Source organism: Mesorhizobium sp. WSM4832, from assembly GCF_055811115.1.
The window spans coordinates 82,340-107,133 of the sequence record NZ_JBVVQH010000022.1 but is presented as its reverse complement, the minus strand read 5'-3'; the positions used below and the strand labels follow the sequence as shown (position 1 = coordinate 107,133).

Below are 24,794 nucleotides of genomic sequence, written 5' to 3'. Positions count from 1 at the left end.
GTTCGGCGTCTTCGCCGTAACCTTCCGCCCGGAATTGCGTCAAGACAAAGGGATAAAGCGACAGGGTTCGACGCGTGCCTCGATACCGCAGGAAATCCACCTTCCGTCGAGACATGAACAGCCTGGTCCGCGAGCTCGCATGAACACGCAGAAGACCGATGCGCCGCTGGCGCTCAGTGTCGGCGACCCCTCGGGCATCGGCCCCGAGATCGCCATCGCCGCCTGGCAGGCCGGTGACAGCGGCGGCGTGCCGCCCTTCTATCTGCTCGCCGACCCCGCGCTGATCGAAGCCCGCGCCCGTCTCGTCGGCGCGAATGTGACGATTGCCGAGACGTTGCCGGGACAAGCAGCGCATCATTTTGCCCGCATGCTGCCCGTCGTGCCGCTCGATGCGCGCCATGTCGACAGCCCGGGGGAGCCGGACTTTGCCAATGCCGCCGGCACCATCGAAGCCATCGACCGCGCCGTCGCGGACTGTCTTGCCGGGCGCGCGGCCGCGGTGATCACCTGCCCGATCGCCAAGAAACCGCTCTATGATGCCGGATTTGGCTTTCCCGGCCATACCGAATATCTGGCGCACCTGGCCTCGCGCCACACCGGCAGTGAAGTGACGCCGGTGATGCTGCTGGCCGGACCTGATCTGCGCACGGTTCCGGTGACCATCCACATCCCTCTGGCCGACGTGCCAAAAGTGCTCACGACGGAGCTGATCGTCGCCGTCGCGCGCATCACCGCCGCCGATCTCAATAGCCGCTTCGGCATCGCGCGGCCGAGGCTTGCGGTCGCCGGGCTCAACCCGCATGCCGGCGAAGGCGGCGCGATCGGTCTGGAAGATCTGTCGATCGTTCTCCCGGCCGTGAAGGCGCTCCAAGCCGAAGGCATCGAGGCCGTCGGACCACTGCCGGCCGATACCATGTTTCATCCACGCGCACGCGCCTCCTATGACGCGGCGCTGTGCATGTATCATGACCAGGCGCTGATCCCTGCCAAGGCTTTAGCCTTCGACGAGGCGGTCAACGTGACGCTGGGCCTGCCCTTCATCCGCACCTCGCCCGATCACGGCACCGCTTTCGACATCGCCGGCAAAGGCATTGCGCGCGCCGACAGCCTGATTGCAGCGCTGAGGCTGGCGCGCCGGCTGGCCGACAGCGGCCGGCAGACCGCGACCGCATGAGGATCAATTGAACGCGCGCACCACGATCGACGGCTTGCCGCCGCTGCGCGACGTGATCGAGCGGCACGGCCTGCAGGCCAAGAAAGCGCTTGGACAGAATTTCCTGCTCGACCTCAATTTGACAAGCAAGATCGCGCGCGCCGCCGGCGATCTCGGCGAGGCGACGGTGATCGAGGTCGGTCCCGGCCCGGGCGGGCTGACGCGGGCGCTGCTGTTAAACGGCGCGCGGCGCGTGATCGCCATCGAGCGCGACGAACGCTGCCTTGAAGCGCTGGCCGAGGTTTCCAGCCACTATCCCGGTCGCCTCGAGGTCATTCCCGGCGATGCGCTGAAAACGGATTTTGCCGCGCTGGCAGGAACGGCCAGTGGCGGACCGGTGAAGATCGTCGCCAACCTGCCCTACAATATCGGCACCGAGCTCCTGATCCGCTGGTTGACCGTGGCCGACTGGCCGCCCTTCTACCAGTCGATGACGCTGATGTTCCAGCGCGAGGTGGCGGAGCGCATCACCGCAAGTCCGGGCAGCGATGCCTATGGCCGGCTCGGCGTCCTAGCGGGCTGGCGCACCGAGGCGAGGATCGCGTTCGACGTGCCGCCGCAGGCGTTCACGCCGCCGCCGAAGGTCACCTCCTCGGTGGTGCATCTGGCGCCGCGCCTGGCTCCCCTGCCCGTCGACGGCAGAAAGCTCGGCCGCGTCACCGAGGCCGCCTTCGGTCAGCGCCGCAAGATGCTCAGGCAAAGCGTGAAGAGCCTCGGCGGCGAGGCACTGCTGACGCGAGCCGGCATCGACCCGACTCGGCGGGCCGAAACGCTCAGCGTGGAAGAATTCGTAAGGTTGACGAACGCGGTGTAGCCGCGCGCTTCCCTTCTCCCCCTGTGGGAGAAGGTGTCGCCGAAGGCGACGGATGAGGGGTGTTCCAGGGAACGCCGGCGTCTCACTCCGCTGGAACACCCCTCATCCGTCTCGGCGCTGCGCGCCGATCCACCTTCTCCCACAAGGGGGAGAAGGTAAAAGTCACCCCGTCTTCTCGTCCAGCAACCCCGAGATGAAATCGAACAGGCCCGGCCGCCTGTCGCGGCGCAGGCGCTCGGCGGCGACGATCGCGCGGACCTCGGCGAAGGCGCGGTCGAGATCGTCGTTGACGATGACGAAGTCGTATTCCTTCCAGTGCTCGATCTCGAGGCGGGCGTTCTTCAGCCTGGTCTCGATGACGGATTCCTGGTCCTCGGCGCGGCGCTTCAGACGCGCCTTCAATTCCTTCATCGACGGCGGCAGGATGAAGATCGAGACGATGTCGGCGCGCATCTTCTCCTTGAGCTGCTGGGCGCCCTGCCAGTCGATGTCGAACAGCATGTCGCGGCCTTCGGCCAGCGCGATTTCCGCCGGCTCGCGCGGCGTCGCATAGCAATTGCCGTGCACTTCGGCCCATTCGAGCAACGCGTCGGAATCGCGCAGCCGCTCGAACTCGCGCATGGTGCGGAAATGATAGTGGACGCCCTCTATCTCCGAGCCGCGGCGCGGCCTGGTGGTGACCGAGACCGACAGCTCCAGGCTTGAATCGCTTTCCAGAAGATTGCGCGCGATCGTCGACTTGCCGGCGCCCGATGGCGACGACAGCACCAGCATCAATCCGCGGCGGCGGATGCGGGACCCCAGATCCCTGGAAGCCGTCGGTTCCTTGGCAACCATCCCGTCACTCCAGATTCTGGACCTGCTCGCGAAACTGGTCGACCACCGCCTTGAGCTCCAGCCCGATCGCAGTGACCGCGGCAGCGTTCGACTTCGAGCACAGCGTATTCGATTCGCGGTTGAATTCCTGCGCGAGAAAATCGAGCTTGCGGCCGACGGCGCCGCCGCTTCCGAGCAGCGCCCGCGCCGAAGCGACATGCGTCTTCAGCCGGTCGATCTCCTCGCGGATGTCGGCCTTTGTGGCGAGGAAGGCAGCTTCCTGGTGCAGCCGGACAGCATCGAGATTGGCCGAGGCATCCATCAACAGGCGCACCTGCTCGGCGATGCGCTGGCGGATGGCCGCCGGCTCGCGCGAGGGATCGGCCTCGGCCTTCAGCGTCAGCGCCTCGATGATATCGATATGGCCGGCAAGCAGCGCGCCAAGTGCTGCGCCCTCGCTTTGGCGCGCCTGCTCCAGCCCGGCAAGCGCCGCCTCGAGCGCCGACAGGATTGCGGCGTCAAGCGCGGCCCGCTCCTCATCGGTCTCCACGGCTTCGGGAATGTCGAGCACGCCACGCAGCGAGAGCAGGCCGTCGGCGGTGGCGGGCTCGATGCCGAACTGCTCCTGCAAGCGCTTCGCCAGCCCCGCCAGGTCCTTGAGGAACACCTCGTTGACCACCGGCTGGATTTGCCTGGCGGCGGCGCGGCCCACGGTCAGCGTCGCCTGGAAATTGCCGCGCGAGAAGCGCTTCTGGATGGTTTGTCGGACGGCGGTCTCCAGCCGGTCGAAACCCGGCGGCAATCTCAGCCTCACCTCGGCGCTCTTGCCGTTCACCGATTTCACCTCCCAGGCGATCGAGGTGCCTTCGCTTTCGACGGCGGACCGCGCGAAACCGGTCATGCTTTGCAAGTTCATTGTGTCCGTCATTCCCTGTCGCAGGCCAGCACACAAGGCCCAGCGCCGCGCGCCCCAAAATCGCCGGACGATCGGCCGGCGCCCCCTCAAAACATGAATATGGCGTCGCGTCAAAGGACGCGTGCGGCAAGCTTAAAGCGCATCGCGCCGAAACGAATTCAGCGATGCGATTTAAGTCCGTGTTTCGATGGCATGTCGCCTTCCCAAAACCGCAACGCACTTTTGGGCGACATGCGTTGATCTGTGTTTCGATGCATGTCGTTTTCCCAAAACCGCTACGCACTTTTGGGCGACATGCATTGAGCCTACTGCGCAGCGTCGCCGCCGGCGTCGCCGTTCTCGCCGCTGTCGCCGGCGTCATTGGTGTCGGCGTTGCCGTCGGGAGCGGCCGGCGCCGTCGTTTGTCCGGAAGCCTTGGCGGCGGCATCCGCCTGCTTCTTCTGCAGCGTCCGATAGCGCGCGACGTTCTGGTTGTGCTCTTCCAGCGTCGCGGCAAAGACGTGGCCGCCATTGCCGTCGGCGACGAAATAGAGGTCGTCGGTCTTCGACGGATTGGCGACCGCTTCGAGCGCCGCGCGACCAGGGTTGGCGATCGGCGTCGGCGGCAGGCCCTTGATCATATAGGTGTTGTAGGGCGTCTGCTTGTCGAGGTCCGACTGGTAGATCGGCCGGTCGGCTGGTTTCCCCTTGCCACCGAACAGGCCGTAGATGATGGTCGGATCGGACTGCAGCCGCATGCCCTTGGCCAGCCGGTTGAGGAAGACGGCGGCAACGCGCGAGCGCTCGTCGCTCCTGCCCGTTTCCTTCTCCACGATCGAGGCCAGCGTGACGAAATCGTCGATGTTGGCGATCGGCAGGTCGGGCGCGCGATGCGACCAGACGTCGTCGACCAGCTTCTTCTGGTCGGCGATCAGCTTGTCGACCATCTGCTGCCTGGTGGCACCACGGGTGAAGCGCAGCGTGTCGGTGGCAATGCTGCCCTCCGGCGGCAAGGCCGGCGGCATGTCGCCGGTGAGCGCCTCCTGATCGGCCACGCGCTGCAGCGCCTGCTCGACCGTCAGCCCTTCGGGGATGGTCAGCGAGTACATCACCGACTTGCCGCTCTTGAAGAGCTCCATGATGTCACGCATCGAGGAGCGCGGCTTGATGGCGTATTCGCCGGCCTTCAGCGCCGATTCATTGCCGGTGGCGCGCACGCCGAGCCGGAAGATGCGGGCATCGCTGATCAGGCTGCGGCGTTCGAGCTGATCGGCGATCTCCTGCACGCCGGTGTTCGGCTTGATCATGAAAGTGTCGCCATTGGCGGACGGGCCGGGCTCGACGAAAGCCTGCATGCCGAAATAGAGCGCGGCACCCGAGGCGAGCACGACCAGGATCGCCACGGAGAGGAAGAAATTCAGGAACACGACAACCTGGCTGCGCGAGGCGCGCGACCGCTTCGACGGCGGTGGCGTGCCGGCTTCCGGGCGCAACGCCTCGGCCGCCGTCTTGGGCCTGATCGGACCCGTCGTGCCCTGCCGTCCGAAATCCCCACCGCCGCCCGGATTTGTGCTCCCCGGATTTGTGCTCATGGCGCGCCCTACCGTCTGATCTTGCAACGAATCCCCCGGCAACAAGCTAGGGAAGAATTTGGCAAAAATGACGGCAGGTGGCGGGACTGCCGACTGGTTGTCTTTTTCCGAGCAATCCTGGCAGGAAAATCGCTGCCCCCCGGGATTGCTCCGGCTGGCCTTTCAGCCATTGTAACGCTGGAACACGAGCGAGGCGTTGGTGCCGCCGAAGCCGAAGGAATTCGACAGCGCGACATCGATCTGGCGCTGGCGCGGCTTGTTCGGCACGAGATCGATCGCCGTCTGGCGTTCCGGATTGTCGAGATTGATGGTGGCGGGGGCAATGTTGTCGCGGATGGCAAGGATCGAGAAGATCGCTTCCGCCGCACCCGCGGCGCCCAGCAGATGACCGATCGACGACTTGGTCGACGACATCGAAATCTTCGAGGCGGCATTGCCGACCAGCCGCTCGACCGCGCCAAGCTCGATCGTGTCGGCCATGGTCGAGGTGCCGTGCGCATTGATGTAGTCGACGTCGGCCGGCGAAAGTTTCGCGCGCTTCAACGCCGCGGTCATGCAGCGGAAGGCGCCGTCGCCATCTTCGGCCGGCGCGGTGATGTGATGGGCATCGCCAGTCAGGCCGTAACCAGTGACCTCGGCATAGATCTTGGCGCCGCGCGCCTTGGCGTGCTCGAGCTCTTCCAGCACGACGACGCCGGCGCCCTCGCCCATGACGAAACCATCGCGGTCGCGGTCATAGGGACGCGAAGCGGTCTCCGGCGCGTCGTTGCGCTCGGTGGAAAGCGCGCGGCAGGCGGCAAAGCCGGCGATCGACAGCCGGGTGACCGGCGCTTCGGCGCCGCCCGCCAGCATGATTTCGGCATCGCCCCACATGATCAGCCGGGCGGCATCGCCGATGGCATGCGCGCCGGTCGAGCAGGCGGTGACCACCGCATGATTCGGGCCTTTCAGGCCGTGGCGGATGGAGACCTGGCCAGAGACCAGGTTGATGATCTGCCCGGGGATGAAGAAGGGACTGATGCGACGCGGGCCGCGCTCCTTGAGGATCATCGCGTTTTCGGCGATGCCGTCGATGCCGCCGATGCCGGAGCCGATCAGCACGCCGGTGGCGCACTGGTCCTCATGCGTCTCGGGCTTCCAGCCGGAATCGGCCAGCGCCTCGTCGGCGGCCGCGATGCCATAGAGGATGAACTCGCCGACCTTGCGCAGTTCCTTTGGCTCGAGCACGGCCTCCGGATTGAAGGTGCCGTTGGAGCCGTCGCCGCGCGGGATGATGTGGGCAATCTTGCAGGCAAGATCGTCCACCTCGAATTCGGTGACGCGTCGGCAGGCGCTGCGGCCGGAGAGCAGCTCCCGCCAACTGTGCTCGACGCCCATGCCGAACGGCGAAAGCAGGCCAAGGCCCGTGACGACGACACGCCTCATGGCAGGTCCTCCCCGGTGATGCCTGCGAAAAAACTCAGGCCGAGGCCTTGTCGATATACTTCACGGCGTCGCCGACGGTGAGGATGGTCTCGGCGGCATCGTCGGGAATTTCGACGCCGAACTCTTCTTCGAACGCCATGACGAGTTCGACCGTGTCGAGGCTGTCCGCGCCCAGGTCGTCGATGAAGCTCGCCTGTTCCGTCACCTTGTCGGCGTCGACGCCGAGATGCTCGATGACGATCTTCTTGACGCGCTCTGCGGTGTCACTCATTTGGGGCAATCCTCGTCTTATGTTGTCTATGCTTCGTTAGCGGGCAGAATGCCGCTAATCAAGCTCAAAGATGGTCTTGCGGGCAACGCAACGCCACAGGACCGGTTTTTGCCCGAACCGCCGGGTTGCGGGCCGCATTACACGAAAAATCGCGGGCGTCCAAGCCGAAATAGCTGTTTTCGCACCCCTAGAACCTTGTTCGGAATTCGTCCCGCCGATGGCCGACGGGGCGGAATTATCAACAAAGGTTCTCAGATCATCGCCATGCCGCCATTCACGTGAATGGTCTGGCCGGTGACGTAAGCCGCCTCGTTGGAGGCGAGGTAGGCGACCGCGGATGCGACCTCCGCGCTGGTGCCCATGCGCCGGGTCGGGATGGCGGCCATGATCGTCTCTTTCTGCTTGTCGTTGAGCTTGTCGGTCATGGCCGATTCGATGAAGCCCGGGGCGACGCAGTTGACGGTGATGTTGCGGGTGGCGATCTCCTGCGCCAGCGACTTGGAAAAGCCGATCATGCCGGCCTTGGAGGCACAGTAGTTGGCCTGGCCGGGATTGCCGGTGACGCCGACCACCGAGGTGATGTTGATGATACGGCCATGGCGGCGGCGCATCATTGGATGGGTCAGCTCGCGGGTGAGCCGGAACACGGCGGTGAGGTTGACCTCGATCACGGAATCCCAGTCGGCGTCCGACATGCGCACGAACAGGCCGTCCTTGGTGATGCCGGCATTGTTGACCAGGATGTCGACGCCTTCGAGGTCGGCCTCCGCCTTCTGGCCGAGCGCCTTGACCGCGTCGCGGTTGGTCAGGTCCGCGGGAAACAGTTTTACACGGTCGCCGAGCTCATTGGCCAGCGCCTCCAGCTTCTCCACGCGTGTGCCGTGCAGGCCGACGATGGCGCCCTGGCTGTGCAGCACCCTGGCGATCGCTTCGCCGATGCCTCCCGATGCGCCGGTGACAAGCGCCTTGCGGCCGGTCAGTTCGAACATTTTTGCAACCTCATTTTTCAGACGCCTGCAAGCAGTCGCGTTCCGTATACGTCATATCGTCCAAGTCACGCTAGACAAGCGTCGGAGATTAGCGAAGGCCTCCTTCCCGTCGTCATCCACGGGCGGAGCGGGGCCTCATCCCAACGCCGCCAGCGCCGCCTCGACTTCGGCGGCCGTGCCGATGGCGCCGGTGGCGATGTCGCGGTTGATGCGGCGTGCCAGGCCCGACAGCACCTTGCCGGCGCCGACTTCGTAGAGGGTCGATACACCATTGGCGCCGAACCACTCCACCGTCTCGCGCCAGCGCACGCGGGCAACCACCTGCTCGACCAGGCGGCGGGCGATCTCGTCCGGGTCGCTGGTCGGCGTCACGGTGACGTTGGAGACGATCGGAACGATTGGCGCGGATTTAGCCACACCGGCCAGCGCCTCGCGCATGATGTCGGCGGCCGGCGCCATCAGCGCCGAGTGGAAGGGGGCGGACACCTGCAGCATCAGCGCGCGCTTGGCGCCCTTTTCGGTGCAGAGCCTGGCCGCCAGCTCGACCGCCGCCTTGGTGCCCGAAATGACCAGCTGGCCGCCGCCATTGTCGTTGGCGACCTGGCAGACGGAGCCTTTGCCGGCCCCTTGCGCTGCCTCGGCGCAGGCGGCTTCGACATCGGCCTGCTCCAGCCCGATGATCGCCGCCATGGCGCCCTCGCCCGCCGGCACCGCCGCCTGCATGGCGTTGCCGCGGGTCCTGAGCAGCCTTGCGGCGTCACCGACCGAAACGAAGCCGGCCGCGGCAAGCGCGGAATATTCGCCCAGCGAATGTCCGGCGACATAGGCCACCTTGTCCTTCAGCGAGAAACCGCGCGCTTCGAGCGCCCGCATCGCCGCCAGCGACACCGCCATCAGCGCCGGCTGGGCGTTGGCGGTCAGCGTCAGCGTCTCTTCCGGGCCTTCCCAGATGAGTTTCGACAGTTTTTCGCCGAGCGCGGCGTCCACTTCCTCGAAGACGCGGCGCGCTTCGGGGAATGCATCGGCAAGGTCTTTGCCCATGCCGACGGCCTGGCTGCCCTGTCCCGGAAAGGTGAATGCGACGGCCATTTGAGGTCCCTCCAAAGGCTGGTTTTCCCTGCCTCTGGCGCAAGGCGGACGGCCAAGTCAAGCCCGCGGGCGCCTATTCGAGCCGTATTTCAGCCGGAAAAGCCGGCTGACTCCCTGTTCCAAAAGGCCTTTTGACGATCACACCTGATGAAAACCGCTCACGAATCGTTTGCTGGCTCTTCTTATTTCCGCCACAGGCGCTAGCTTTGCGTGACACTTCGATGACAGAACCATGACGCGGGCGGAAAGCGTTGCGTGGGCCGGGGGAAGTAGAGTGGCAAGGATCAGAAGAGGCGCGGCCAAGCCCGTGCCGCAGTTCTTGGAAGACGATCCGTCCACCGGCTACCTGCCGGGACGACCCTGGCCGACCCTACGCTACGGCCTGACGACGCTTCTTGCGGCGGCCCTGCTTGTATTCGCGATCGAATGGATCGTGCGCGGCGATTTCTTCGGCACGGTCGATTTCTTCCTGCAGCCTTTCAAGCCGGGCTGGACGACCATCTTCGTCTTCGCGCTGGTCATGGTCGGTCTCGACGCCATACTCGGCCGCAGCCACCAGAGCCTGATGATCGTGGCGCCGCTGACGCTGGCGCTCGCCTTTGTCGGTCACCAGAAATCGCGTTATCTCGGCGATCCCCTCTATCCGACGGATTTCCTGTTTGCGCGCCAGATCATGGCGCTGATGCCGCTGCTGGTGCGCGAGCGCCCATGGACCGCCATCATGCTGGCTGCCGGCATCATCGGCGGGCTGTCGCTGCTGGTCTACGGCTGGCGGACCTGGCGCCGGCGGGTGCCGATCCTCAGCCGCAAGGGCCGCCTCGCGCGGCTGGCGCTCGCCGTGCCGCTGCTCGCCTTCTTCGTCTCGATCATGGACTACGCCACCTTCTCATGGACGCGCGACCGGCTGCAGATCATCCCGATCATGTGGGACCAGAAGGAAAACTACGCCTCCAACGGCTTTGCGCTGGCCTTCGCGATGAACGTGCCGATGGCGCATGTCTCGGCGCCGCCCGGCTATTCGGACAAGACGATGGCCGCCATCGAGCGTCCCAATGTTGCAGCCTCGGTGCCCGACAAGAAGCCGGACATCATCGTGGTGATGAGCGAGTCCTTCTGGGATCCGACCAAGTTGCCCGGCGTCACCATCAAGCCGGACCCGATCCCGACGGTCAGGGCGTTGCGCTCCGGTTCGATGTTCTCGCCCGAGTTCGGCGGCATGACCGCCAATATCGAGTTCGAGGCGCTGACCGGCTTTTCCAACGCCTTCCTGCCGGCCGGATCGATCCCCTACCAGCAATATGTGCGCACGCCTACGCCGTCGCTGGCGACCTTCCTGAAGAGCGTGGGCTACCGGGCGCACGCCATCCATCCCGGCACCAACTGGTTCTGGAACCGCGGCGCCGTCTACGCCGATTTCGGCTTCAACGACTTCCGCTCCGAAGAGACGCTGCCGCCGATGGAAAAGCGCGGGCCCCTGGCGTCAGACGCGGCGATGACCGACGAGATCATCCGTGAGGCCGACACCAGCGACGACCCGGTGTTCCTGTTCGCCGTCAGCCTGCAGAACCACGGCCCCTACGAGCCCTACCGCTACTATAATCCGACGCATTCGGTCGCGGCGCCGATCAGTTCCTGGGCGCGGGAGTCGCTGCTTTCCTATACCGAGGGCTCGGCCGACGCCGACCACGGCCTGCAGCGGCTGATCGACTGGGCGAAGAAGCGCGAGCGCCCGACCATCATCGCTTTCTTCGGCGACCACCTGCCGCCGCTCGGACCCGTCTATGTCGAGACAGGCTTCCTCAAGGACAATGTCGCGCCGCGCAAGGAGCCGACGGCGGAGGCCGCGCTCGAACACCACGACACGCCCTTGGTCATCTGGTCAAACCGTACCGGCCCGGTGGAGAATATCGGCGCGGTGAGCCCGGCCTTCCTGCCCTACCATATCCTGACCAGCGCCGGCATCACCCACCCCTATTACACCGGCTTCCTCGGTGCGATGCGCGAACGCTACCGGGTCATCGACCGCAACCTGCTCTTGTCGCCCTCGGGCGAAGCGACGCCGGACTGGGCGAGGCAGAAGCAGATCGACCCCAAGATCAACGATTTCCGGCTCATCCAATACGACATGATGTTCGGCAAGCGGCACACGGCGCCCGACTTCTTCCCCGAGACGGTGGACAAGCTCGTCGCGCATACGAGCTGAAGCGGCGGCCGTTGGAGCCGCGAGTTGACGTTGCAGCCAAATTAGTCAGCACGCGGCCAGCGCAGCTGGAATGGCGACTTCGGGGCCGATTGCGGACTGGCGGCTTTGCGGCGTGCACCTTCAGAAGCGCACCTGCCGGCGGAATTCACTACCGCTCTCCGGCGGGCCCACGAAACAACACGTGGGCGATCAGTTAGTTCAGTTAGTGGAGTTTATCGACGCGTATGCCTCGGCAAACGATTTTGTTGGCAGCGGCAATCTTATCGATCGGCCATCGGACGAAAAAATGGTGGCGGATCCGCTGGTCCCTTTTCCCAGCGCGTCGACGAGTGGCTGCGGGGCTTCGCCTTCGACCAGGCATCCCTGCGCCGTGCAACGGCTGATTTTGAAACTCTCGCTGTATGCGCCGATCTTGATTGTCACACCCTTGTCGATCGCCAGGCCAAGCGGCACAGCCATCTGCATGCGGGGGCCGTCGGAAGCTGGCCGCGCAATCCCCAGAACCAGTGCGATCTGGTCGCCGACGGCGGAGCGCACGATCACCTGGCAATTCGGTTTGGTCGCCTTGTCCAGACATTCGGTCGTCCATGATCCGAAAGCCGCTGCGGCCTGTGTCTCGCGAGCGACCGGCTTCTCGGCCTTGCGCTTGGGCGCTGCGGTTATCGGAGCACCGGCCGCTGGATCCTGTGCGGAAGGAGCCTTGTCCGGCAACCCGATCTGTCGCTCCGGCACGATAGGCTCGATGATCGTATCCAATCCCTGACGACCTTGTGTCTGCGCGACGGCCGAGCTGGCGATGGCAGCAAGAAAGAGCGTGCAAAAAACATAGATACGGCGGCGCATTGTCGAAATCCTGCTTCGGCGGGTGCATTTTATTTGCCCACCGTAATGCCAAATGGACGGGACTGCCAGCCGGCAAGAAACAGTAACTTGACACCGCCAGCCCAAGAGCTGATTCTTTGGCTGGGGATATCGAATTTCGACGGCTGTGGCATTTGTCGCGCCGAGAACTGTTGGGGATATGTGCTTTGGGTAGATTTCTGGCGAAGGCCGCTGTCTTTGTTTTTGCGACTGTCGTTTGGGGATCGGCCGCGTCGGCCGACGCCTACGTCAATCAGCTCGACCAAAGCCTGGGAGGCCAGGGCGTGGCGCAGATGAACGCCGGCGCCAGTCCAGCTTATGTTCCGCAGCTTCCGGCAGACGCCCGTCCCCTGGTCGTTCGTCCGGCCAAGGGCCGCCAGACAGACGCGTCCAGAAGCCGCGCTCTGGCGGCCAGGAAGCACCCTGCCTACCCCAATGTGGGTGACGGTGTGTCCCTGGCGCTGGCCGGAGCAAAGACCGATACGCAATTGCCAAATGTAGGCCGTGGCGTGGTCAAGCGCTGAGGGGCCCCTTGCCTGCGCATCGGGCGGACGCCGGGCTCTACAACCCAATGCACCCAAAAAAAGTCACTAACCGTCGAAACAGGGCATTGCTGCGGCCGAAAGCACCGTTTTTTCACCGCAAAGCACGCCAAAGTTAACTCTAAAGCACGCTAAAGTAGCAACCCCGCTTGTAACGCCGAAAGCAAGCAGCTAATCCTTAACGGCGAGTTAACACAGGGGACCTGGCCGTGCATCGCGCGGCTATGGGTGTTGGGGGTATTTATGAGGGTGTCCACGGGGATGGGCCTGTTGGCCTTGGTGTGCCTTGTCGTGTCTGGTTGCCAGACCGGACAGCAGTTGCCGACACCTCCCGCCCATCTCGAATCCCTTACCAAGACCACGCACAGGCTGTCGGATGCTCCCGCCCCCGCCGTCCCGGTGGACGTCGCCGTCTATGATTTCCCGGACCTGACCGGGCAAGCCAAACCGAACGAGAATTTTGCCGAATATAGCCGGGCCGTCACGCAAGGCGGGTCCAGCATTCTGATCGACGTTCTGAAGTCCGCCGGCCACGGCAATTGGTTCCGGGTGGTGGAGCGCGGCGGGCTGAAGAACCTCGTGCAAGAGCGCACCTTGATCGAGAACACGCAGCGCGCCTACGGAAAAGGCCTGTCCAACCTTCCGCCGGTGCGTTTTGCGGGCCTCATTCTCGAGGGCGGCATCGTCGGGTACGATTCGAACGAACAGACAGGCGGAGCCGGAGCGCGCTATCTCGGTATCGGTGGCGATATCACCTATCGTTCGGACCTGGTGACGATTTCCTTGCGGGCCGTGAGCGTGCAGACCGGCGAAATACTGGTCTCCACCACGACATCCAAGCAGATTTACTCCTTTGAGGCGCGTGGTGGCGCTTACACATTTGCCGCGCCCACGGAATTGCTCGAGATCGAAGCCGGAACGACTTACAACGACCCCGGCCATTTGGCAGTGCGTGAGGGCATGGAATTGGCCGTTTACTCGCTGATCGTCCAGGGTGTGAAGCAAGGGCTTTGGAAGCTGAGCGATCAGAACCGCGCGCCGGCGCTCATTGGAGAATTTCAAAAGATCTATGCAAAGGCGGACAGGCCGACGTCCTGACCGTGGCAGCTACCACATTGGAGCTCTGGGTTGAACAAAGGGTCATAAGTAAGGTTTAGAAATATCTTTGAGAGCGATATTAAAAATAGCCACAGCAATCTTGTGGAAGTGATTTGTGTCACGGCCAATTTTTATTACTGGTTTATTTGGTTACCTCAACAAGTTATCAAGTTATTAACATTTTCCACTTGTTCTTTTTTACAAACCCGTGTTAGTTCACGTTTGGGAATCTGGCTTTTGCGATGCCGGGTGGGTTTGAGGCTTTGCCTCGTGGCTTCCATCAAAGGGGGAATTATCGAATGACACGTTCCAGGATCTTCCGCGCCAGCCTGCTGGCCAGCGCAGCGATGATGCCGATGGCGGGGGCCGCCATGGCCGGCAACACCGCGTTCATCAGCCAGCTCAACGACAGCAACTTCGCCTATTTGTCGCAGGTTGGTTCGAACAGCGGCTTCATTTACCAGCACGGCACAGGAAACTTCTTCCTGCCGCTCGACGGCTCCAACAATCCTTCTGTCGCCCAGACCGGCACCAACACGCTCGGCGTGGAGCAGCTCGGCAACGCAAACTTCATTGGCGGCGTGTTCCTGCAAACCGGCAACAACGTTGCCGGCCTTGCCCAGTTCGGCGAGCATAATCTGGTCAACAGATTCCTGCAGACCGGCAACAACCGCGGCGCCATTTTCCAGGGCGGTTACTCCAACCTGGCCCAGAACGAGCAGCAGGGCTCGAATAACGACACCGGCATCATCCAGTTCAACCCGGACTCGAGCAAGGTGGGCAACTACGCCTTCAACACGCAGCTGTCCGGTCCGAACGTCACCGCTTCGGACTCTTTTTCCGGCATCCTGCAGGGCGGTTCCAACAACGTCGCCTCGAACGCGCAGAGTCAGCAGAAAGGCTCGATCGCGACCATCGCCCAGGGTGGCGACAACAACCAGGCCTATAACAGCCAGTTCATCGACGTTTACAACACCCCGAGCCTGATCGGCCAATACGACATCGGTCACGGCAACGAGGCCGGTATCGTGCAGGTCGGCGACAACAATCTCGGCTTCAACAGTCAGGATTCATCAACCAGCGACTTCGTCGCAATCGTCCAGGGCGGCGACGGCAATAAGGGTTACAACCTCCACACCGGCGGCACCGACAACGAAGCGGCCGTCGCCCAGTTCGGCGACGACAATACCGCGACGAATCTCAGCCGCGACGGCGGCCATATCGGCACCGGCAACAAGGCCGGCATTCTCCAGATCGGCGACGCCAACAACGCCTTGAACAACTCGCAAAACGGCTTCGGCGACGTCGCCGGCATCGTCCAGAATGGCGGCGGCAATTCCGCCTTCAACAGCCAGGTCGGCGCAGCAAACGACGTTTCAACGCCTGGCGGCACAACCGGCGCCACCGCGCTGATCCTGCAGAACGGCGACAACAATGGCGCTACCAACCTGCAGACGGCGCAGCTTGAAGGCGGCAACAACAAGGCCGGCGTCGTTCAAAATGGCGATGGCAATGCAGCCCTCAACGTCCAGGACGGGGGCAAGGGCAATGTCGCCGGCGTCCTGCAGCAGGGAGACGCAAACCAGGCGACCAACCTTCAGGATGGCGGGTCGATTGCCGCTACGGCCGGCGTCGTCCAGATCGGCAGCGGCAATGTCGCGCTCAACGATCAGACCAACGTCGATCCGACATCGGCCCTCATCATCCAGAGCGGCACCGGCAACACCGGCGCGAACGTGCAGACCAACGTGGTCGATTCGGATGCGACGATTGTCCAGCATGGCAGCAATGCCAATGCCAATCTCGCCGGAAACGCCCAGACCGGCGTGAACAACAATTCGGCCAACATCGTGCAGGTCGGAACGGGTCCTGGCCTCAACACCGCCACCAACGCGCAGAGCGGCAACTCCGCCAACTTCGGCATCGACAACGTTGCCAACATTGCGCAATTCGGCACGAGCAACACCGCCGGGAACGTGCAGATCGATCCGAACTACAGCAACGCCTCGATCCTGCAGATCGGCAGCGGCAACGCCGGCCTCAACGTCCAGAACAATCCGTCCACCGCTTCCGCAGCTATAGTCCAGGGCGGCACCGGCAACATCGCAGGCAATGCCCAGACCTATGGCACCGGCAACAAGGCCGGCATCGTGCAAGGCGGATCGACCAACGTTGCAGGCAACACGCAGTTGCACGGCTGGTACAACGACGCTCTGATCATCCAGAGCGGCAGCGGCAATGGGGCGGTCAATTCGCAGACCGGCGGCAATGAAAACCAGGCCGGCATTGCACAGTTCGGTAATGGCAACACGGCCGCCAACACCCAGACCGACACCGTCGGTGACACGACCGGTCCGGTCGACGTTGCTGGCATCCTCCAGGTCGGCAACGGCAATGGCGGCGTCAATCTGCAGACCGGCGGCCAGGGTAATACTGCCGGTATCGTCCAGGCCGGCGACACCAATTCGGCCGCGAACACGCAGACCGGCGGGTCGGATGCGACAGCGCTGATCGTCCAGGGCGGCAGCGGCAATGTAGGCGCCAATGTGCAGACCAATGTCGATCCGACGTCCGCGGCAATCATTCAGGCCGGCACCGGAAACGGTGCGATCAACACGCAGGATACCGTCGTCGACTCGAACGCCTTGATCGCTCAGGCCGGCAACGGCAATTACGCCAGCAACACCCAGTCGGATTACACCGCCGTGACGCCGAACATTCCCGGTGACACGCTCAACGCCGCAACGATCCAGGTTGGCGACGGCAACGGCGCGATCAACTTCCAGCAGGGCACCGACAACAATGCCGGCATCGCCCAGGCGGGAACGGGCAATGCCGCGTCCAACTCACAGATCGGCGCCGACTTGAATGCCGGCATCGTCCAGGTGGGCAGTTCGAACGTAGCGGTCAACACGCAGAATCTGACCGGAAAAGACAACGCTGTCATCGCCCAGTTCGGCACGTCTAATATCGCCGGCAATTCGCAGGGCGGAGTCGGGGGCACGTTCGCCAACGCCGCCATCGTGCAGGGTGGCGACCACAACACCGCTTCCAACACGCAGGTGAATGGCGGCCTGGTATCGGCGAATCTGCCTAACCAGGCAGGCATCGCGCAGTTCGGCTCCGCCAACTCGGCGGCGAACTACCAGCAGGACGGCTACAACAACCAGGCCGGCATCGTGCAGGCGGGCAACAACAACATCGCCGGCAACGTCCAGACAGGGCTGACGACCCCCGGTGCGGACGACACCGGCAACATGGCTGTCATCGCCCAGTTCGGCAGCGGCAACACCGCGTCGAACCTCCAGGCAGCCGACGCCACGCATGCCGGTCTTTCCGCAGGCGTGCTGCAAGCCGGTGATGGAAATCAGGGCTTCAACGTCCAGACCGGTGGTCAGGACAATTCAGCGGGCATCGTTCAGGCCGGCAACAACAACCAGGGCACCAACCTGCAAGACGGCAACTCGACTCAGGCGTCCGCGGCGATCGTGCAGCTCGGCAGCGGCAATGTCGCGCTCAACGACCAGACCAATGTCGATCCGACCTCGGCCCTGATCGTCCAGGGCGGCACCGGAAACGCCGGTGCCAATACCCAGACCAATGTCACCGACTCCAGCGCGGCCGTCGTGCAATTCGGCACGTCAGCAGGCGCCAACCTTGCCGCCAACACGCAGATCAACGTTGACGGCGGCTCGGCTCTAATCCTGCAGGGCAACGACGGCGGCGCCACCAATGTTGGCTTCAATGTCCAGAACGGCGTTCAGGACTCGAGTGCCTTCATCGCCCAGTACGGGCACGGCAACGGCGCCGTCAACACACAGCAGAACGGCAGCTCGAGCGTCAAGGCCGCCGTCGTGCAGGTCGGCGACAACAATCGGGCGTTCAACACGCAGGGCAACTCGCAGACTGTCAATTTGGGACTGCCGGATGACAAGCTGAAGCTCGGCGAACAAAAGTTCTTTGGCGCGACATATGAGTATGGTGTGCAATGGACCAATGCGGGCTTGACCGGAACTGACGACGCTCCTGCCCAGGACTCCATAGCGGCAGTCATCCAGAACGGAAATGACAACTTCGGCTCGAACACTCAGGTCGGTAAGGTCATTATCCCGGATACGCTGACTGCACATGCGAGTGTATCTGTTTGGGCGTCCAAGAAATCCGATCACACGCCTGCCAGCCCCTTGGTTATGGGTTTGGTCAACGCCTTTGTGGGCTCCTCGCTGTCCTCAGCCGCCGTGGCCGGGTTGCAGGCGATCGGTGACCAGCTTCCAGAGGTCGTCGTCCCGACCATCGCCTCGGCTGCGGCCATCGTCCAGGACGGCAACGGCAACTTCGCCACCAACTCGCAGGTTGGCGCGGCGGCTTCGTTGGCGGCCAGCGTTCAGATCGGCGACGGAAACGCTGCTATCAACTCGCAGGAACTGACCGCGGGCGTGCTTACCGGCACCTTCCAGCAAGGCAATGGCAATCTGGCCGTCACCACCCAGAAAGCGGCTCTGGCTTCGGCTGCCGGCACCATCCAGAGCGGTAACGGCAACCAGGCCTACACCACGCAGTCCGGCGATCTCGATCTGACCAATGTCGACTCGCTCGACGACCTGGCGAACCTGCAGGTGGCTTCGGCCGACCTGTCGCTCACCACGCAGATCGGCAACAGCAACCTGGCCATCACCACGCAGAAGGGTTCGAACAACCAATCGGCGACGGTCCAGCATGGCAGCCAGGACTGGGCGATCACCGCGCAGTCGGGCACCGGCAGCTCGTCGCTGATCCTGCAGGATGCCGACAACTCCGGCGCTTCGGTGCTTCAGTCGGGCTCCTCGCAGAACTCGCTCGTTGCCCAAACCGGCGACTACAGCTTCGCCTACATCATCCAGGACGGCAGCTCGAACAGCTCGACCGTGCTGCAGAACGGCGTCGGCGTGGGGACAAACCCGAACATCGCCGCTATCACCCAGCATAACAGCGGCAACAATTCGTTCGTCATGCAGTCGGGCCGCGGCAACGTTGCTGCCGTCGTCCAGAACTAAGCTAAAAACCATGTGGGGCGCTTTCCGGCGCCCCACATCTCCTTCAAGGCAGCGGACAAGGGAGGCGGCGAATGGCATTGAAACCTGGCATACTGGCAAGCGCCCTCCTCCTCGGCAGCCACACCGGGGCTTTTTCCATGAATTCACAGACTCTTGACGCAGAGATTCTCGACCAGCGCGTCGTGAAATGCGGAGTCACGATCGAAAGCGGCGCATTGACCAGGATCACGCCCTTCATCGAGACCAACAAAAACATCATCGGCAAGTTCGCCATATCAGTCCACAGCCGATCGGGATCGAATTCGAATTTCACCAGCCAGAGCGTCAGCTTTCCCGGCAACAACGTCATTACCGTCGGTCAACCGACAAAGCTCAAGATCGACATGACGGCGACTTCCGCGGGTGTGGAGCTATGCCGGCTTTCGCAAGACATCGACTTCGACGCGCAGGGCATTCGAACCTAACGCCGGCTAACAGCGCGCCTTTGGGCAGCGCATGGGGACAAAAATGACCAAGATGGGCACATTCGTAAGGGCGCTGAAGAACGCCGCTGCGGTTTCGGCCTTTGTGCTGGTCGCAGCATCTGCTTCGGCTGAGGACCTGCTGGTCGAGAATTCGCCGAATGCAGAGGCCACGCTGAATACACTGATGCAGCCGATCAGTCCTTTCATCCTTGGCCAGGCTCAGACCACGACATCGATCGCCCAGATCGGCGACACGAACCATGCATTGTCGAATGTCGACGGCAGCAGCAATCTGTCCTCCATCAACCAGACCGGCAGCAACAATCGCGCGGTTCAGTCGATCCAGGGCAGCAATTCCGCGCTTCTGCTGGTCCAGGGCGGCACCAACAACAAAGTGTTGCAGGCAAGCCAGGGTGACCGGAACTTTCAGCTTGTCGGCGTTTCGGGCAACAACAACAGCGTCGCCTATCTACAGAAGGGCAACGATCTGGCTGGCGCTCTCGACGTGACGAATGCGAGCAATGCCACCGTTCTGGCGATTCAGACGCCGCAATCGGGAAACTACCTGATGCCCACTGGCCTTCGCGGCCTGCAGAACGCGGTCGTGGTCATCGTCCCGGGGCGGATGTATGTCATTCCCAAGTAATGCCGGCCGAGGCATCGAGGACCAGAGGAAGGAAAAGGAGACTTGACTATGCTACGCACCATCGTGCTTGCCGCCGGCATCGCCGCAGTCGCCGCGGTCGGCGGCGCGAGCGCATCCGAACTCGTCTACAAACCAGTCAATCCGACCTTCGGTGGCGATCCCCTGAATGGCAATTGGCTGCTGTCGCAGGCGACTGCGCAAACGACGGGCGGCGGGTCGCCGGGTTTTTCGATCGACTTCCCTGATTTTGGTGGCATCCCGCAGCCGGATCCCGATCCGACAGATCTGCCGGACAATGGCGGCAACAATTGAGGCCGGTTCTCTATTGAATTGCGAAAGGGCCGGGAAGTCCCCGGCCATTCCTGCGTTGAGAGCAAGTCCAGGGAAGGAACTCAGCGCTGGTGGATGATCGCCACGTTACCGCGCCCCTGCTGGAAAACCAGGGCCTGATGACCTGAGCCGCTCTGCGTGACCGAGGCGGTGTTGTCCAGTCCGATCTGGCGCACGAGGGTGATATTGCCGATCCCGTCCTGGGTGATGGCGGCGGTGTTGGTGTCGCCCTCTTGCCAAATCAGGCCTAGATTGCCCTGGCTGGGTCGCAGGGAAGACAGGCCTGTTGCCACCTGGAACATAGGCTTTACGATGTCTTCAGTGCTCATTGTTGCAAATGAGCCCTTGTACGCGCCAGAGCCGATCTGATTTATGTAAGCCGGAGAATAGAATTCGGCTGCATTGACGTTGCTGGTCAATGCAACGCCGAAAGAAACGGCGCACAACATCGATTTTATTTTCATTGCCCATCCCCTGTTGCTGGAATGGATAGTACACGGGTCGTAATAATTTACCGTGAAGCGCTATGACTTGTAATTAGTTAAGATCAGGGTCGAGATTTTAATCGAGTTCGCGCAACCCTCCCATGCCCGAAACAGAGAGCACCGCAGGACCACTTTTCCAAGTCCGCTTTGCTGCTCGCGCTTCGGCGGCGTTAAAATAGCGTCAACTCAAGCGGAGTCGCGCGCCGTGGCATCTTGCGCGCAGCCGGCACTTGCCCGAACGAATGGAATTGAACTCGCCTGCCGGTCGGGCAACCGGCCATCCTTTGGCGCATACATGGATGACTGCAATTGGGGTGCGGCTACCACTATTCCGAACGGCCGATATAGGCGCAAAGCCGCCGTCCGCGCCTTGGATTACCTGGGTTGACAAGCACGTGGTCTCATCCGTCAGCATAAAGGGTCTGTTGCGAAAGAAATGACGGGCCTGCAAACAGAACGTGTTTCACGAAGGCGCAAACCAGATACTCCTCGCATCATGCATTGAAAGCGGTCGCGGTCGTTCCATTCCGCCACAACCGTTCTCATGCCGCAGCGGGTGGTTGCAACCCGGTACAACCTCATGTGGTGGTTAAAGCCGGATTACAGGAAAATCGATAAAATCGAGTATCTGCTGGCGTTGGCGTTTTTCTGAAGGCTGCGACACTCTGCAGTCACGCCGGCGCCTTCCCGGCCTTGCCTTCCGGGAGATTTGCTATATAGACGCCCGCAATCTGCCGGTCCTTGCTGGGGGCTGAACGGAGGGCCGTGGCTTTCAAAACCACGACACGAAGCAGAAGCGCTTCTAGCCTCCCGTGTCTCCGCTCTCGACCGTCTCGCGATGCTCCTTTCTTCCCGTTCCTCGATGACCGGGTCAGACAAGTTGCAGAGGCTTAGCCGCGAGGGCCGGTACAGAGAAACGAAGAAAGGCACTTAAACATAATGGCTCTTTACGAACATGTGTTTCTTGCCCGGCAGGACCTGTCGCAGCAGCAGGTTGACGCGCTTGTCGAACAGTACAAGGGCGTCATCACGGCGAATGGCGGATCGGTCGGCCGGATCGAGAACTGGGGACTGAAGTCCCTCACCTACCGGGTCAAGAAGAACCGGAAGGCTTACTACACGCTGATGGACATCACCTGCCCGCCGGCCGCGCTCAACGAAATGGAGCGCCAGATGGGCCTGTCGGAAGACGTGCTGCGTTTCCTCACCATCAAGGTCGAGGCGCATGAGGAAGGCGCTTCGGCGATGATGCAGAAGCGCGAAGAGCGCTCCGAGCGCGGCGGCTTCGGCGACCGCGACCGTGGCGATCGTGGCCCGCGTTCCTTCGGCGACCGCGACCGCGGCGACCGTGGTCCGCGTTCGTTCGGCGACCGCGAAGGCGGCGACCGTGGCCCGCGCCGTCCGCGCGAAGGCGTTGAAGGGGGTGCAGAATAATGGTCGACATCAACCAGATCCCGACCCGGCGCCCGTTCCACCGCCGCCGCAAGACCTGCCCGTTCTCCGGCGCCAATGCGCCGAAGATCGACTACAAGGACGTGCGTCTCTTGCAGCGCTATATTTCCGAGCGCGGCAAGATCGTGCCCTCGCGCATCACCGCCGTCAGCCAGAAGAAGCAGCGTGAGCTCGCCAAGGCGATCAAGCGCGCCCGCTTCCTCGGCCTGCTGCCCTACGTGGTCCGCTAAGGCTTTAGTTTGACCATGATCAAGCGGGCGGCTCGCCGCCCGCTTCCACCTCACGGCGACGGGCGCCGCGACGGTTTGAAGTCAAATCCCGAGTTGGGGCCAATTGCCTCTAACTGCCCAGACAGGCAGGACAGCGACACCGGCGGCGACGCCCTTTAGCTTCCTGACCTGTTCCAATTATTCGACGCCCGTCTCGCGACCGGCGCCTGACAACAAAGGAACGAAACCATGGAAGTCATTCTCCTCGAGCGCATTTCCCGCCTCGGCCAGATGGGCGAAACCGTCAAGGTCAAGGACGGGTTCGCCCGCAATTTCCTTTTGCCGCAGGGCAAGGCGCTGCGCGCCAACGAAGCCAACAAGAAGAAGTTCGAAGGCCAGCGCTCCCAGCTCGAAGCCCGCAACCTCGAGCGTAAGTCGGAAGCAGCGCAGATCGCCGAGAAGCTCGACGGCAAGAGCTTCATCGTGGTGCGCTCGGCCGGCGAGACCGGCCAGCTCTACGGCTCGGTGTCGACCCGCGACATCGCCGACCTGCTCACCGCCGAAGGCTTCACCGTGAACCGCAACCAGATCGAGCTCAACCAGCCGATCAAGACCATCGGCCTTACCAATGTGGCGATCGCGCTGCATCCGGAAGTCGAGGTCACCGTGACGCTCAACGTCGCCCGTTCGTCCGACGAGGCGGAGCGCCAGGCCAAGGGCGAGATGCTGACCACCGCCGAAGCCATCTATGGCGACGACATCAACGACAACGCCCGGCCGGAGAATTTCTTCGACCCGAACGCCGAATTCGAGGGTGGCGGCGAAGAGAACGCCTGATCGACAAGACCGGAGCGGCGCACCAGCCGCTTCGATGTTCAATCAGTACTGGACTAACGCCCGGGTCTCAGACCCGGGCTTTTTTATGCCAAAAGGAACTTTTCGACACCCTATATCTTGTGCACATTACAGCGTGGCGCGTCGATTGGACGCGGGCGACGCGCCACGGCACTTTCGATCTGGCATTCCAGTCCGGTCACCGGGTGGTCCGACTGAGGGGACATTTGGTCATGAATATCCTGTTGAAACACGTTCTCGAACGCCTGGTGCGGGCCGGCGACCTCAAAGTCACCGGCCCGAAAGGCGTGACGCACAAGTTCGGCGACGGCAGCGGCGAGCCGGTGCACATCCACATCAAGACCATGCATGCCGAGCGTGCCATCACCTTCGACCCGATGCTGGCGGTGCCTGAAGCCTATATGGACGGCGAGCTGGACGTACTCGAGGGCGGCGTTCTCGGGCTGATGCGCATTGCGTTCCAGAACATGGGCTCGAGCGGCATCGACGTGGCCTGGTCGAAGGCGATCGAGGGCCTGCGCCACGCCTTCCGCCGGCTGCAGCAGATCAACACCGCAGCGCGCGCGCGCCGCAACGTCGAGCGCCACTACGATCTGTCCGGCGAGCTCTACAAGCTCTTCCTCGACGAGGACATGCAGTATTCCTGCGCCTATTTCGAACAGCCGGACATGACGCTGGACGAGGCGCAGGCCGCCAAGAAACGCCATATCGCCGCCAAGCTCCGGCTCAAGGCCGGCCAGACGGTGCTCGACATCGGCTCCGGCTGGGGCGGCCTCGGCCTCTATCTCGCCAAGGCCTTCGACGTCGACGTGCAGGGCGTCACGCTCTCCACCGAGCAGCATGGCGTCGCAACCGACCGCGCGCATGCGCAAGGCTTGCAGGATCGCGTGCATTTCGAGCTCAAGGACTATCGCGCGCTGAACGAACGCTTCGACCGCATCGTCTCGGTCGGCATGTTCGAGCATGTCGGCGTCAACCACTACCGCACTTTCTTCGACAAGGCCGCAACGCTGCTGAAGCCGGACGGCGTCATGTTGCTGCACACGATCGGCCGTTCCGGCGTGCCGTGGGCGACCAGCGCCTTCGTTCGCAAATACATTTTCCCGGGTGGCTACATCCCGGCGATGTCGGAGGTGATGCCGGCGATCGAGAAGTCCGGTCTCGTCGTCACCGACGTCGAAATCCTGCGGCTGCACTATGCCGAGACGCTCAAGCACTGGGGCGAGCGCTTCGCCGTCAACCGTGACAAGGCCAAGGCGATCTATGACGAGCGCTTCTGCAGGATGTGGGAGTTCTACCTCGCCGCCTCCGAGGCCGCCTTCCGCTGGCAGGATCTGGTGATCTTCCAGTTCCAGATCGCCAAGCAGAACGACACGCTGCCGATGACGCGCGACTACATAGCCAAATGCGAGAAAGCGCTGGAGCTGCGCGATATCGGACACCTGGAGCCGGCGGCGCCGGCCCCCGTCAAGCCGGCCAAGCCGGCGCGCCGCAAGAAGGTGGAGTAGTCGC

Annotated in this window: 22 protein-coding genes; 13 read left to right on the top strand and 9 right to left on the bottom strand. The window is 63.0% G+C overall.

Annotated features, from left to right (window positions below; all coding sequences use genetic code 11):
* Nucleotides 1-139: 139 nt before the first annotated feature.
* Together pdxA and rsmA are read left to right on the top strand one after the other, a co-directional pair.
* The gene (gene pdxA, locus AC0L2L_RS26740) at nt 140-1,174 is read left to right on the top strand and encodes a 4-hydroxythreonine-4-phosphate dehydrogenase PdxA (protein WP_473582646.1); all 1,035 of its coding nucleotides are present in this window, start codon (nt 140-142) and stop codon (nt 1,172-1,174) included.
* Between the two features lie 7 nt (nt 1,175-1,181).
* Nucleotides 1,182-2,027 carry a 16S rRNA (adenine(1518)-N(6)/adenine(1519)-N(6))-dimethyltransferase RsmA gene (rsmA, locus tag AC0L2L_RS26735; RefSeq protein ID WP_473582644.1) on the top strand — a complete coding sequence of 282 codons (846 nt, stop codon included), beginning with the start codon at nt 1,182-1,184 and terminating at the stop codon, nt 2,025-2,027.
* 162 nt (nt 2,028-2,189) lie between these two features.
* Here rsmA and gmk read toward each other — a convergent pair whose 3' ends face one another.
* The 7 genes from gmk to fabD all read right to left on the bottom strand — a co-directional run bounded on the left by gmk (nt 2,190) and on the right by fabD (nt 9,104).
* On the bottom strand, nt 2,190-2,864 hold the full coding sequence (gene gmk, locus AC0L2L_RS26730) for a guanylate kinase (protein WP_473582642.1): 675 nt from the start codon (nt 2,862-2,864) through the stop codon (nt 2,190-2,192).
* A gap of 4 nt (nt 2,865-2,868) precedes the next feature.
* Nucleotides 2,869-3,759: a YicC/YloC family endoribonuclease gene (locus tag AC0L2L_RS26725; protein WP_473582641.1), complete on the bottom strand. Its 891-nt coding sequence runs from the start codon at nt 3,757-3,759 to the stop codon at nt 2,869-2,871.
* A gap of 305 nt (nt 3,760-4,064) precedes the next feature.
* Nucleotides 4,065-5,330, bottom strand: a complete 1,266-nt coding sequence (gene mltG, locus AC0L2L_RS26720) for an endolytic transglycosylase MltG (RefSeq protein WP_473582639.1) — start codon at nt 5,328-5,330, stop codon at nt 4,065-4,067.
* Between the two features lie 162 nt (nt 5,331-5,492).
* Complete coding sequence (fabF, locus tag AC0L2L_RS26715; protein WP_473582637.1) at nt 5,493-6,755, bottom strand: beta-ketoacyl-ACP synthase II; 1,263 nt, start codon at nt 6,753-6,755, stop codon at nt 5,493-5,495.
* Nucleotides 6,756-6,789: 34 nt separating this feature from the next.
* Nucleotides 6,790-7,026, bottom strand: coding sequence for an acyl carrier protein (locus tag AC0L2L_RS26710; protein ID WP_006203723.1), 237 nt, complete (start codon nt 7,024-7,026; stop codon nt 6,790-6,792).
* Between the two features lie 251 nt (nt 7,027-7,277).
* A complete protein-coding gene (fabG, locus tag AC0L2L_RS26705) occupies nt 7,278-8,015 on the bottom strand; it encodes a 3-oxoacyl-[acyl-carrier-protein] reductase (protein ID WP_473582635.1) in 738 nt (245 codons plus the stop codon).
* Nucleotides 8,016-8,150: 135 nt separating this feature from the next.
* Complete coding sequence (fabD, locus tag AC0L2L_RS26700) at nt 8,151-9,104, bottom strand: ACP S-malonyltransferase (protein ID WP_473582633.1); 954 nt, start codon at nt 9,102-9,104, stop codon at nt 8,151-8,153.
* A gap of 274 nt (nt 9,105-9,378) precedes the next feature.
* On the opposite strand from fabD, the gene AC0L2L_RS26695 reads away from it, so the two are divergent.
* Nucleotides 9,379-11,307 carry an LTA synthase family protein gene (locus tag AC0L2L_RS26695; RefSeq protein ID WP_473582631.1) on the top strand — a complete coding sequence of 643 codons (1,929 nt, stop codon included), beginning with the start codon at nt 9,379-9,381 and terminating at the stop codon, nt 11,305-11,307.
* A 198-nt stretch (nt 11,308-11,505) separates the two neighbouring features.
* Here the strand turns inward: AC0L2L_RS26695 and AC0L2L_RS26690 are convergent, their stop codons facing one another.
* On the bottom strand, nt 11,506-12,150 hold the full coding sequence (locus tag AC0L2L_RS26690) for an invasion associated locus B family protein (RefSeq protein WP_473582629.1): 645 nt from the start codon (nt 12,148-12,150) through the stop codon (nt 11,506-11,508).
* 116 nt (nt 12,151-12,266) lie between these two features.
* On the opposite strand from AC0L2L_RS26690, the gene AC0L2L_RS26685 reads away from it, so the two are divergent.
* The 6 genes from AC0L2L_RS26685 to AC0L2L_RS26660 all read left to right on the top strand — a co-directional run bounded on the left by AC0L2L_RS26685 (nt 12,267) and on the right by AC0L2L_RS26660 (nt 20,263).
* Nucleotides 12,267-12,692: a hypothetical protein gene (locus tag AC0L2L_RS26685; protein ID WP_473582627.1), complete on the top strand. Its 426-nt coding sequence runs from the start codon at nt 12,267-12,269 to the stop codon at nt 12,690-12,692.
* Between the two features lie 279 nt (nt 12,693-12,971).
* A complete protein-coding gene (locus AC0L2L_RS26680) occupies nt 12,972-13,808 on the top strand; it encodes a CsgG/HfaB family protein (RefSeq protein WP_473582625.1) in 837 nt (278 codons plus the stop codon).
* A gap of 299 nt (nt 13,809-14,107) precedes the next feature.
* Nucleotides 14,108-18,841: a beta strand repeat-containing protein gene (locus AC0L2L_RS26675; RefSeq protein ID WP_473582620.1), complete on the top strand. Its 4,734-nt coding sequence runs from the start codon at nt 14,108-14,110 to the stop codon at nt 18,839-18,841.
* Between the two features lie 71 nt (nt 18,842-18,912).
* Entirely contained in the window at nt 18,913-19,305 is a 393-nt protein-coding gene (locus AC0L2L_RS26670) for a hypothetical protein (RefSeq protein WP_473582618.1), read from the top strand.
* Between the two features lie 43 nt (nt 19,306-19,348).
* Entirely contained in the window at nt 19,349-19,951 is a 603-nt protein-coding gene (locus AC0L2L_RS26665; protein ID WP_473582617.1) for a hypothetical protein, read from the top strand.
* 48 nt (nt 19,952-19,999) lie between these two features.
* Entirely contained in the window at nt 20,000-20,263 is a 264-nt protein-coding gene (locus AC0L2L_RS26660) for a curli assembly protein CsgF (RefSeq protein WP_473582615.1), read from the top strand.
* Between the two features lie 80 nt (nt 20,264-20,343).
* On the opposite strand, the gene AC0L2L_RS26655 is transcribed toward AC0L2L_RS26660, so the two are convergent.
* Complete coding sequence (locus tag AC0L2L_RS26655) at nt 20,344-20,745, bottom strand: hypothetical protein (RefSeq protein WP_473582613.1); 402 nt, start codon at nt 20,743-20,745, stop codon at nt 20,344-20,346.
* Between the two features lie 960 nt (nt 20,746-21,705).
* Between AC0L2L_RS26655 and rpsF the strand changes: the two genes are divergently transcribed.
* The 4 genes from rpsF (at nt 21,706) to AC0L2L_RS26635 (ending at nt 24,790) form a co-directional block, all read left to right on the top strand.
* Nucleotides 21,706-22,200, top strand: coding sequence for a 30S ribosomal protein S6 (gene rpsF, locus AC0L2L_RS26650; RefSeq protein ID WP_027165535.1), 495 nt, complete (start codon nt 21,706-21,708; stop codon nt 22,198-22,200).
* Entirely contained in the window at nt 22,200-22,448 is a 249-nt protein-coding gene (rpsR, locus tag AC0L2L_RS26645; protein ID WP_006203718.1) for a 30S ribosomal protein S18, read from the top strand. Before rpsF ends, rpsR begins: the two co-directional genes overlap by 1 nt.
* Nucleotides 22,449-22,676: 228 nt before the next feature.
* Nucleotides 22,677-23,264, top strand: a complete 588-nt coding sequence (gene rplI / locus AC0L2L_RS26640; RefSeq protein WP_473582611.1) for a 50S ribosomal protein L9 — start codon at nt 22,677-22,679, stop codon at nt 23,262-23,264.
* A gap of 230 nt (nt 23,265-23,494) precedes the next feature.
* Nucleotides 23,495-24,790 carry a class I SAM-dependent methyltransferase gene (locus AC0L2L_RS26635; RefSeq protein WP_473582609.1) on the top strand — a complete coding sequence of 432 codons (1,296 nt, stop codon included), beginning with the start codon at nt 23,495-23,497 and terminating at the stop codon, nt 24,788-24,790.
* Nucleotides 24,791-24,794 lie beyond the last annotated feature (4 nt).